This window comes from Ectothiorhodospira lacustris (assembly GCF_022227785.1).
In the GTDB taxonomy this organism is placed as follows: Bacteria; Pseudomonadota; Gammaproteobacteria; order Ectothiorhodospirales; family Ectothiorhodospiraceae; genus Ectothiorhodospira; species Ectothiorhodospira lacustris.
Window position 1 is genome coordinate 1 of record NZ_JAJNQM010000098.1, and the last position, 10,352, is coordinate 10,352.

General features: G+C 61.8%; 11 protein-coding genes. 4 read left to right on the forward strand and 7 right to left on the reverse strand.

Annotated features, from left to right (window positions below; translation table 11 throughout):
* Positions 1-172: bacterioferritin-associated ferredoxin (locus LQ952_RS14230; RefSeq protein ID WP_238623296.1), on the reverse strand; the 172-nt coding region annotated here is incomplete at its 3' end.
* A 312-nt stretch (positions 173-484) separates the two neighbouring features.
* Here LQ952_RS14230 and LQ952_RS14235 point away from each other — a divergent pair.
* Entirely contained in the window at positions 485-1,783 is a 1,299-nt protein-coding gene (locus tag LQ952_RS14235; RefSeq protein ID WP_238623286.1) for a citrate synthase, read from the forward strand.
* Between the two features lie 47 nt (positions 1,784-1,830).
* Complete coding sequence (locus tag LQ952_RS14240) at positions 1,831-2,031, forward strand: YgaP family membrane protein (protein ID WP_238623287.1); 201 nt, start codon at positions 1,831-1,833, stop codon at positions 2,029-2,031.
* A 43-nt stretch (positions 2,032-2,074) separates the two neighbouring features.
* Here the strand turns inward: LQ952_RS14240 and LQ952_RS14245 are convergent, their stop codons facing one another.
* On the reverse strand, positions 2,075-2,746 hold the full coding sequence (locus LQ952_RS14245; protein WP_238623288.1) for a hypothetical protein: 672 nt from the start codon (positions 2,744-2,746) through the stop codon (positions 2,075-2,077).
* Positions 2,747-2,912: 166 nt separating this feature from the next.
* On the opposite strand from LQ952_RS14245, the gene LQ952_RS14250 reads away from it, so the two are divergent.
* Entirely contained in the window at positions 2,913-3,611 is a 699-nt protein-coding gene (locus LQ952_RS14250) for an MBL fold metallo-hydrolase (protein ID WP_238623289.1), read from the forward strand.
* 356 nt (positions 3,612-3,967) lie between these two features.
* Here the strand turns inward: LQ952_RS14250 and nifM are convergent, their stop codons facing one another.
* The 5 genes from nifM to ltrA form a co-directional block, all read right to left on the reverse strand.
* Positions 3,968-4,813: a nitrogen fixation protein NifM gene (gene nifM / locus LQ952_RS14255; protein WP_238623290.1), complete on the reverse strand. Its 846-nt coding sequence runs from the start codon at positions 4,811-4,813 to the stop codon at positions 3,968-3,970.
* Complete coding sequence (locus tag LQ952_RS14260) at positions 4,810-5,262, reverse strand: nitrogen fixation protein NifZ (protein WP_238623291.1); 453 nt, start codon at positions 5,260-5,262, stop codon at positions 4,810-4,812. The genes nifM and LQ952_RS14260 overlap by 4 nt, the downstream gene beginning before the upstream one ends.
* Positions 5,263-5,266: 4 nt before the next feature.
* Positions 5,267-5,599, reverse strand: coding sequence for a nitrogenase-stabilizing/protective protein NifW (gene nifW, locus LQ952_RS14265; RefSeq protein WP_238623292.1), 333 nt, complete (start codon positions 5,597-5,599; stop codon positions 5,267-5,269).
* A gap of 41 nt (positions 5,600-5,640) precedes the next feature.
* The gene (gene nifV, locus LQ952_RS14270) at positions 5,641-6,786 is read right to left on the reverse strand and encodes a homocitrate synthase (RefSeq protein WP_238623293.1); all 1,146 of its coding nucleotides are present in this window, start codon (positions 6,784-6,786) and stop codon (positions 5,641-5,643) included.
* Positions 6,787-7,018: 232 nt separating this feature from the next.
* On the reverse strand, positions 7,019-8,269 hold the full coding sequence (gene ltrA, locus LQ952_RS14275; protein ID WP_238623294.1) for a group II intron reverse transcriptase/maturase: 1,251 nt from the start codon (positions 8,267-8,269) through the stop codon (positions 7,019-7,021).
* Positions 8,270-9,139: 870 nt separating this feature from the next.
* On the opposite strand from ltrA, the gene LQ952_RS14280 reads away from it, so the two are divergent.
* Positions 9,140-10,352 (forward strand): PDC sensor domain-containing protein (locus tag LQ952_RS14280; protein WP_238623295.1); only part of this gene is annotated, 1,213 nt, incomplete at its 3' end.

Below are 10,352 nucleotides of genomic sequence, written 5' to 3' on the forward strand. Positions count from 1 at the left end.
CGGGCGCCGTATTCAGGGTGTCGCGAAGCAGACGATTAGCGCAAACGCCACATTTACCACAGTCGGTGCAGACCCCGAGCTGTCGGCGCAGATCCCGCATGCTATCGGCGCCTTCGGCCACCGCCCGGCGGATCTGATGATCCGTAATTCCCTTGCAAAGACAGACATACATGCCGTTAAATCCTCGCCAGTTTATCCGACACCACAGCTAGGAATTTGCTCCTGAATGGTAATCAATGTCAATATCATCTGATCTGATTTTCTTGCGCATCGCCGTCTAACCGGTTAGAAAGCACGATCTGGACCAACCGGGCATCTCCTGAACACCGCCCTTTTCTTGCAGGAAAACATGGACTCAGGGTGCTGCATCGCAATAAAGTGTGCCCCCTCGGGGCCACCTGCAAGGGCTGGTCACAAGAATAAGGGTCGGGACCTGACAGGTCCCTGAACCTCCAAACTGAACAACGGATGACGAGGACAACTCATGAAACCCCGTACCGTCACGGTCATTGATAACGCAACCGGCAAGCAGGTAGAGCTACCCGTCCTGGAGGGCACCGTCGGTCCCGCCACCGTGGACATCCGCCCCCTGTCCAAGGAACTGGGCTACTTCACCTACGACCCGGGGTTCATGTCCACCGCCAGCTGTCGCAGCGACATCACCTACATCGATGGCGACAAGGGCATCCTGATGTACCGCGGCTATCCCATCGAGCAGTTGGCCGAACACAGCAGCTACCTGGAAACCTGCTACCTGCTGCTCTACGGTGAATTGCCCACCGCCACCGAGCTGGAAAATTTCACTCGCATCATCCAGAAGCACTCCATGCCGCATCAGGCCATTCGCCGTTTCTATGACGGTTTCCGCCACGATGCCCACCCCATGGCCATCATGGTCGGCGTGTTCGGTGCCCTGTCCGCCTTTTTCCACGACAGCACCGATGTGCACAATCCCCGGCATCGGGAGATCTCGGCCCACCGCATGATCTCCAAGATGCCCACCATCGCCGCCTGGTCCTACAAGTACGCCATCGGCCAACCCTTTCTGTATCCAGATAACGAACTGGGCTACGCCGAGAACTTCCTGCGCATGATGTTCGGTGTCCCCACCGAGCGTTACGAGCCCAATCCCATCTTCGCCAAGGCCCTGGATCTGATCCTGATCCTGCATGCCGACCACGAGCAGAACGCATCCACCTCCACCGTGCGGCTATCCGCCAGCTCCGAGGCCAACCCGTTTGCCGCCGTGTCCGCCGGCATCACCTCCCTGTGGGGTCCCCTGCACGGCGGCGCCAATGAGGCGGTGGTACGCATGCTGGAGCAGATCGTGGAAAGCGGTCAGGGCGTGGATCATTTCGTCAACCGCGCCAAGGACAAGGATGATCCCTTCCGTCTGATGGGCTTTGGGCACCGGGTGTACAAGAACTACGATCCGCGGGCCCGGATCATCCGCAAGATGTGTCACGAACTGCTGGCGCAGATGGGTGCCGACAACCAGCCCCTGTTCGAGGTGGCCATGGAGCTGGAGCGCATCGCCACGGAAGACGACTACTTCAAGGAGCGCAAGCTGTACCCCAACGTGGACTTCTACTCCGGTCTGATCCTGCGGGCCATGGGCATCCCGCTGAACATGTTCACCGCCATTTTCGCCCTGGCGCGCATCGTCGGCTGGAACGCCCACTGGTGCGAGATGATGCAGGACCCGGAATCCCGTATCGGTCGCCCGCGTCAGCTCTACACCGGCGCAGCCGCCCGGGACTACGTGCCCATTGAGAAGCGCTAGATCCACCTGTATATTAGGAAAACCTAAAAAACAGGAGAGCCATGCCCATGACGATTGATCGTGCCGTATTTGCCTTTGCCGGTGGAATGATCCTGCTCAGCCTGCTGCTGTCCCTGGCCAGCCCGCTGTGGCTTTGGCTGACCGCCTTTGTGGGCCTGAACCTTCTGCAGTCGGCCTTCACCGGGTTCTGCCCGCTGGCCATCGTGCTGAAGAAGGCCGGCTTCAAGCCGGGGCAGGCGTTCGATTGATCTAAAGCGGCTCTGATCGGTGCGCCCTTAAGGGCGCACCGGTTTATTTCGTTCTTGTCCGACCATAATTCGTCCCCGGCGGCAGAATCCGCTGCAACTGGATGGCCGGCTCATTCCATTCCCTGTCCTCTGCCCTGCCAAGGCGACGCTTCCCACCCTTTGCAACGCCGTTCGCACGAGACGTTCCGGGGGCACCCGAACGCCCGCCGTTATCCGATGGGTCACCCGGTTTCCGTCGCAGCAACATCTCCAGCGTCGGCTCAGGCTCCTTGGCCGTGTTCGCGGGCAACGGCAAGGCATCTTTCAATGACGGCCCCTGAAGCCACGGGCTGATGCCAAGAGCAGCCACGCCGCCGAGAAATATCAACCCCGGCACCCATGCCGACACCCCCATGACGGTCAAATAGACCGCCAGCAGCACCCCGCCCACCCCGGCCATCTCTGCCCAGCGCCGGCCCTGCCCGTACAGCACGGTTCCAGCCGCCGCCAGCATCAGCAGGGTCCCAAGACCCACCGGCAGCCCATGCTGCCAGAATACGGGCACGAGGATGCCGGCCAACAATTGGGCATCCATGTCGGGCGTGCTGAAGCTGAAGTCCCTCTTCAGGGCCGCTTCAAACAACGCCAACAGCAGGACCGTCAAAAGATGCAGCAATGCCGCCAGAGCGGCCGCCATCATGGCCATTGCCGCCGCAGGCCGGGCCAGACGGTCCACCAATGGAGATGCCTTTTCGCTCGGGTCTGTCTCCTCGTTCATCCTGCCAGCACCTCCTTCCGATCGGCCCCACGCTCTTCCCGGTCAATATACCTGCCTGTTCCAGTAACATGGACCCCTGCCCGGCCAACCGGCCGGCCCATGTTCGGCATTTGGGAGCCCTTTCATGACTAATGACAAGCCTTACCGGATCCACGCCCTGGAACTGGGCCCCATGAGCAACCGGATCTATCTTATTGAGGATAGCGCCTCCGGCACCGCTGCCGTGGTTGATCCAGCCTGGGAAGTGGAAGAAATCACCGATCTGGCCCGCGCCCGACGACTGCAGATCACCCATATCCTGCTCACCCATACCCATCAGGATCACGTCAACGGCCTTGAGCGCCTGCGGACACAGGCCCCTGATGCCCGGGTGCATCTGCTCCGGGCCGAGGCTGCGCTATGGAGCGACTGCCCGGCGGATGCACACCTGCACCAGGACGGTGATCTGATCCCTCTGGGCGACACCACGATCCGGGTGCTGCATACCCCCGGGCATACGCCGGGATCGGCCTGCTACCACTTGGGCGATGACCTCATCAGCGGTGACACCCTGTTTGTTTTCGGCTGCGGTCGCTGTGACTTGAAGGGAGGGGACCCCGCCGTCATGTTCCATACCCTGGCCCGCCTGCGGCAGACACTACCCGGCGATACCCTGATCCATCCGGGCCACGACTACGGCGTGAAGCCGCAGTCCACACTGGAGGAACAGGCGGAGGGGAATCCGTTCATGCAGTTTGATGACGTGGCGGCATTCACCCGGTATCGGATGCATGACCATGATCAAATACGAGATATGCCCTATGGGCCGGTGAGGTTGCGGTAATGCGCATGCCGCAGCATCGCCATTCCGGCGAGGAGACTGCTGACGCCCCGGATCGTCATTCCCGCAAGTGATGCTGCTGATGCCCCGGATCGTCATTCCCGCGCAAGCGGGAATCCAGTGGCAAAGGATGCGCCGATGATGACTCATGGTCCGTCATTCCCGCGAAAGCGGGAATCCAGTGGCAGGCTGAAAATCATGGACTCCCGCTTTCGCGGGAGCGACGGCAGAAGGGGCGGGGGTGACGGAAAGAGGGCCGGAGTGACGGACATGGAATTAGGTAACGGACAGGGGTTTAAGGTGTGCGGGACAGGTCGGGGAGTAACGAACAGGTCGGGGAGTAACCCAAAGGGAGTGGGTCACCCCAGGGACTCCAGCCAAGCCCGCCGGCAATTGGCCTGGCGCCGCTGCTCCAGTACCTGACGGATGCGGCCTCCGGCTTCGTCCAAAGTGACCAGCCCGGGGGGGTGAATGGTTTCGCAGTAGAGCAGATGCAGGCCCACCTCCGTCTGTACCGGGTCGCTCACCGTGCCGGCCGCCATCTTGAACAGCACGTCATCCAGTTCCGGGTAAAGATTCCCCTCGGGCATCCGCCCCAGCAGACCGCCCTTGAGGGCGCTGGGACACTCGGAATGGCGCATGGCCAGATCGGCAAAGGTCCCCAGGTCACTGAGCAAAGTGTCACGGATCATCTCGAGACGTGCCCGGGCCGCCTCCGAGGTATTTTCAGGGTAATCCGGATTGATGGTGATCAGGATCTGCCTCACCGTGCGGGTCTCCGGGCGCTCCAGCCGGGTCTTGTGGCACTCATAGTATCGGGTCACCTCCTCGTCCGTCACCGGTTCGGCCCGGGCGGCAACCCGCTCCAGCAGGACCTCCAGACGCAACTCCCGGTAAAGGGCCTGCCGCAGGGCCTCCCGGTCCAGGCCATGGTGCCGCAGCTCTTCCTGGAACTGCTTCGGCTCCGGATAGCGCGACTCGATCTCCTGCAAGGCCCGGATCACCTGCCCCTCGGGCACATGGATATCCCTGGCCTCGCTGGAGGCCAGGGCACGCGCGCCGATGTCATAGGCCTTGAGGGCACGATTGCGAACGATCTTGCGCTCGTCATCGGAGAGACTGCCCAGGGGCTTACTGAAGTAGTCCAGGGCGGCCCGCAGTTCGATGTAGAGCAGTTCGGGACGCTGTTCCAGTACAAGGGTCATGAAGGGTACTCCTCGGACGGGTCGGTCAGCGCCTTTTCCGGCACCTGCAGGACCCGTCCGTCAAAGTTCACGTGATAGGCCACACCATCGGGCAGATCCCGCAGGACCTTGCAGACCTCGCCCACGGTCCCCGGCGCCACCACCGCCTCGCCGTTGATGCCCAGGGGGATCGCCGGGGTGACCTTGTCGCGAAACTCGTACCGGGTGGGCACCCAGTGGGCATCGGCGTCGATCAGTTCTTCCTGGCGGCAGCCCACCACACGGCCCGCGTCCAGAAAGTTGACGGTGTAGATCACCTGATCCTGCAGGAAGGTGCCCCTGCCGATGACCACCCCGACACTGCCCCTAGGCACCAGCAGCTCGCCCCGGTCCATGCCGGGATAGGTGCCGTCGTTGCGCAAGGGTCGAACCACCCTGACCTGCTCACCGTATTCTCGATATTGCTCCATGGGACTATCTCCGGATGAATGCCTGTTCCAGCGGCACCACGGTGACGCCCGGGGCCGCTCGTTTGAAGACCTTGAACACCTTTTCGGTGCGGGCATCGGATTCCACGAAGTCCGCATAGGCCTGCATCAGCAGACTGCGATAGACATCCCGACGGGCCGACAGGTCCGTGGGCAGGTTGTCCAGAGTGCCGGAGAGGTAATCATGAAAACGCTGCAGGATATGCAGGCGATTCACCCGTACGACGGCTTCATCGTAAGGAATGTTGAAATACTCCAGAAACTCCTCGGCGGACCCCATTTCCTGCAGGTCTTCTTCAAGTTCGGTGGTGTCAGTCATGGTTCAGACCTCGATGGTGGATATCAACGAAAGAGGAGGCCTCATGCCACAGCCCCGCTTAGATGGGTGAGTTCCGCATACCAGGTGGCCAGCTCATGCTCCGTCGGCGGCCGCTTGGATTGGGAAACGGATCGACGCAGACGGCTCAGCAGCAGGGCTGCCTGGGCCTTGTCCAGTGTCACCCCCATACGCGCATAGGCCGCCATCACGCCATGGGCGCCGGAGTGCTTGCCCAGCACCAGGCGGTGCTCCCGCCCCAGCTCAGCCGGGTCCACCCCCTGATAATTGACGGGGTCCTTGAGCAGGCCGTCCACATGAATGCCGGCCTCGTGGGTGAACACCCCCTCCCCCACCAGGCTCTTCTGCCAGTGGATGGGACGGCCGGAAGCGGTCTCCACCAGGTGGGACAGGGCCGGAAAGCGGCGCAGCTCCACGCCGGTCTCGATGCCGTGGAGCCGGCGCAGCCCCATGACCACCTCTTCCAGGGCGGCGTTACCGGCCCGTTCACCGATACCGTTGACGGTGGTGTTCACGTGGGTGGCGCCGCCGAGGACGGCAGCCAGGGTGTTGGCGGTGGCCAGGCCCAGGTCATCGTGGGCATGCATCTCGATCTCCAGATCGGAGACGGCGCGAAGCTGCCGGATACGCGCCAGCACGCCGAAGGGTTCCATGATGCCCACGGTATCGGCGAAGCGGAAACGCCGCGCCCCGGCGGCCTGGGCGGTTTCTATCACTTGGCAGAGGAAATCGGAATCGGCCCGGGAGGCATCTTCTCCCCCCACACCCACCTCCAGTCCCAGCTCCAGGGCCTGGGCCACGTGCCGACGGATGCTCTTCAGCACCCAGTCACGATCCCGACCCAGCTTGCGCTGGATCTGCTGATCCGAAACCGGTATGGACAGATCCACCATCTGAACCCCCAGATCCGCGCAGTCGGCCAGGTCATCGGCGCGCATGCGGCTCCACACCAGCAGACGGGCCTTGAGTCCCAGCTGAGCCAGCAGGGCGATGGATTCCCGCTCCTCGGGGCCCATGGAGGGAATGCCGATTTCCAGCTCGGGAACGCCCAGGTCGTCCAGCCCCTTGGCGATGGCCACGCGCTCGGCGTCATTGAAGGCCACGCCAGCGGATTGTTCGCCGTCTCTCAGGGTGGTGTCGTCGATGACGATGCCGGGCGGGGTGGTCATGGATGTCCTCGTTGGGCTGGTAGGGCCATGCAGAGGATTTAGCGATTATCGTGCCAGGTCATCAACCTAATGATTTGGAATGATTATTTAATGACGGAGTGATGGTGGTTGTGTGACCTGACGGGGTAGATTGTGGGATTTACTACAAAGCACCTTACCTATCGGGTCGGAGGGGGGCTAGCCCCCGTCCGCCCACACCACCGGGCATACGGATCCGTACCACGGCGGTTGGTCAAGTGTTGGCAAACCGCTTCACATAGAAGCTCACACCTCGGAAGCCTCGGTCGCGCCACCAATGGTTATTCATCAGAAACCGCGTGTGGTGGAGTTGGGCCAGGAACCACCAGCGCTTGTGTTGGCTGTAGCCTCGGGCTTCGTCCACCGGCAAACCGAGTTCGATCATCTTTCTCACCCGGGTTCGCGGTTTGAACCACTGTTTCATCAAGCACATCCGTAAACGGCTTCGGATCCAGCCGTCGAGGTCAGCAAACAACCGGTGCGTCTTCGCCAGCCGGAAGTAGCTGGCCCAACCCCGAATGTATCTGTCGAGGCGAGCCAGTTTAACCTCGATTGCTTCTCGATCATGCCCGCGGGTCAGTTGCCTGACCCGTCGTTTGAAGCGTTTGACCGTCTCCGTGCTGCAGCGGATCCGAGGGTTGGCCATCCCGAGGAAGCCGTACCCCAGAAAGCTGCTTCTTGAAGCGGCCACGACGCGACTCTTGCTCCTGTTTACTGGGAGCTTCAGTCGTGTCTCCAGAAAGGCTGTCATGCTTTCCTTGACTCGGTGGCCCGCCCGAAGACTTTTGACGTAGACCTGACAGTCGTCGGCGTATCGGCAGAACCGATGGCCTCTGGCTTCCAGTTCCTTGTCGAGTTCGTCGAGCAGGATGTTGCTGAGCAAGGGACTCAGGGGAGATCCCTGAGGGGTGCCTTTCTCGCGTTGGCTGACGAGACCATCCATCATCATTCCCGATTGGAGGTAGCGGCGAATCAGGCCCAGCAAACGCTTGTCCTGGATACGCCTTGCCAACTTGGCCATCAGGATATCGTGGTTGACCTGGTCAAAGAACTTTTCCAGATCAATGTCGACCACGGTGTTGTAGCCCCGTTTGACGTAGTCATGGGCCTGCCCAATTGCCTGCCAGGCGTTCCGGCCTGGCCTGAAGCCGTAGCTTGAGGCGGAGAAGTCCTTCTCATAGTGAGGACTGAGCACTTGATGGATGGCTTGCTGGATCAGACGGTCTACCACGTTGGGAATTCCCAGCATACGGGATTTACCATCCCCTTTCGGGATGTGGACCGTCCTGACCGGACCTGGCTGATAGGAACCCGACTGGAGTGAATCTTTGATCTCCGGCCAGGATGTCTTCAGTAGACGCCCGGTCTCTTCGATAGTGTGTCCATCGGGGCCGGCGGCCCCTTTGTTGCTCCGCACCCGGTTCCATGCATCCGCCATGTTGGCGCTGTCCAGCACATCATCCATGGAGATCGGGTAACAGGGTTCACAAGGTCTCCAACCTGCGGTCGGTCTGCCGCTGCCAGTAAACTGCGGTCGGTTGTCATCGCGTTGGTCAGAGATCACAGAGAGACCTTTCACTTACCTTTGGCCCTTCAGTGGGATGTCGCCACCTACTATGGCCGCTGCTGACTTCCCCCATGCCCTTGCCGCCCCTCCCGCTGTGCAGTTGGTTTGGCTCCGACGGTCATGGGGGACCTCCCGGGGTAAGACGCACGTCTTTCCCGCCATGTAGCCGCCTCATATACGTGCTGCGCTGCCGTGTTGGGATGAGCTTTGTGTTCTTCAGCACACTCACTCCACGCAGCCCGCCTCCTATGGGGTTCGTGTTCCTCGGCTCAGCGGTTTGCCGCAGGCTTCCTTCAGATTCCACCTTGCGGTGGACACCCTTGCCGTCTTGGCTAACAGCTACTCCCAACTTCACTGTTCGGGACTTTCACCCTATAGACGTGCGCCGTGCCCGGCGCACTGACATCCTCCCCTCCCTCTCGCTGATGCTCGCCGCCCGAGGGCGGAAACGAAGGGGATTCCTACCGTGTTCAGCCCGCCAGGGCTGAATCACCTCGGTGGGTTCCTGCTGCTGGCGACCTGACTGCATCGCTCACTTCACAGGCGAACCGGGCGTGTCCCGCCCTTAAAACGGTCAAGCTGGAAGCGGCAACCGCCATCGGTCGGAAGAATGGCAGGGTTCCATCCTGATCGTGAATTCGCGCGCACGGTAAATGATATAAGTGGGGAAGACACTTCCCGTCGGGGCCGGCCATGGCGACACCAGAGTGACCCGCCTCCATACACGTTTCGGGAGATATCCTAGATGCCTGCGCCAGAACAACCTCGGTGACCCAAAGCCCGCCGCCTGGGGATGACCAGCACCGTCACATCGCGCTCAAGGCCTGGATACTCTATCTGGGCTTTTGCCTGGCGCTGGCCCTGGTGATCGCCTGGGACCTGACCACCTCCAGAGCGCAGGACATGGAGGCCGCCCGCCAGCGCACCCATTCCACCAGCGTACTGGTGAGCGAATGGCTGTATGCCGCCTTTGAGACCAGCGGTGCCCTGCTCAGCAGCATGGCCGGCGAGATCCGCCCCGAGCACCTCCCTCCGCCCGATGACGACCCCGAAGCCCACGCCCGAATCAACCAGTGGCTCGAACGGCATCTGCGTCTCCTGCCCCATGCCCAGGCCATCGCCCTGTTCGATCACGAAGGGGTGATGACGCATACCTCCGGCGGCCCCCAAGAGATCGATCACGACATCAGCGATCACAGCCATTTTCAGGCCCTGCGCGCTGATCCCGGCCTGGAGCGCCAGGTTTCCCGCACCTTCTGGTCCCCTGAGGGCAAACGGTTTCTCGTCGCCCATGCCCAGGCCCTTCGTGATACCGAGGGCCGGTTTGCCGGGCTGCTGGGGGTACGGCTGGACCTGGGGTTTTTCGACCACTGGCTGGAGCGTACCGAGCTCACACCCGGTAGCAGTCTGACCATCCTGGATCGCGAGGGCAGGTTGCTGGCACGGCGACCCCGGGATAGCGTCCCGGACTTCGAAGCCCAGCTCGGTCACCCGGTGGGGGACGGCGAAGTGGAACCCCTGCTCCATAACGCGTTGGATACCGTGCATTTCAACATTGTCTCGCCGGTGGACGGGATGCACCGCTCCTACACGGCCCAGATAGTGCGAGATCTGCCCTTCCTGGTGGTGGCCGGCGAGGCGCGACACACGATCATGGCCGCCTGGTGGCGGAAATTGTGGACGTTGAGCCTCGCCTGGCTGGTCATTGCCGGCCTGGGTTTGCTGTTACTGCACGGCTATCTGCGCACCCTGCGGTCCGATCTGGAACTCCAGCGCAGTCATCGCTCCCTGGAAAACGCCAACCAGATACTGAGCCAGGGGATCCATGAGCGTCAGTTGGCGGAACGGGCCATCAAGTCCAGCGAGGAACGCTTTCGGGCCTTGTTCGACAACTCCCTCAGTGGTGCGGCCATGCACGACATCATCCTGGATGAGCGGGGCGAACCATGCGACTACGTCTTCACCATGGCCAATCCGGCCT

Coding starts and splice junctions, on each gene's coding strand:
- LQ952_RS14260 (WP_238623291.1), bottom strand. CDS start 5,262: ATGGAGCAATATCGAGAATACGGTGAGCAGGTCAGGGTGGTTCGACCC.
- nifM (WP_238623290.1), bottom strand. CDS start 4,813: ATGACCCTTGTACTGGAACAGCGTCCCGAACTGCTCTACATCGAACTG.
- nifV (WP_238623293.1), bottom strand. CDS start 6,786: ATGACCACCCCGCCCGGCATCGTCATCGACGACACCACCCTGAGAGAC.
- LQ952_RS14250 (WP_238623289.1), top strand. CDS start 2,913: ATGACTAATGACAAGCCTTACCGGATCCACGCCCTGGAACTGGGCCCC.
- ltrA (WP_238623294.1), bottom strand. CDS start 8,269: ATGGATGATGTGCTGGACAGCGCCAACATGGCGGATGCATGGAACCGG.
- nifW (WP_238623292.1), bottom strand. CDS start 5,599: ATGACTGACACCACCGAACTTGAAGAAGACCTGCAGGAAATGGGGTCC.
- LQ952_RS14240 (WP_238623287.1), top strand. CDS start 1,831: ATGACGATTGATCGTGCCGTATTTGCCTTTGCCGGTGGAATGATCCTG.
- LQ952_RS14235 (WP_238623286.1), top strand. CDS start 485: ATGAAACCCCGTACCGTCACGGTCATTGATAACGCAACCGGCAAGCAG.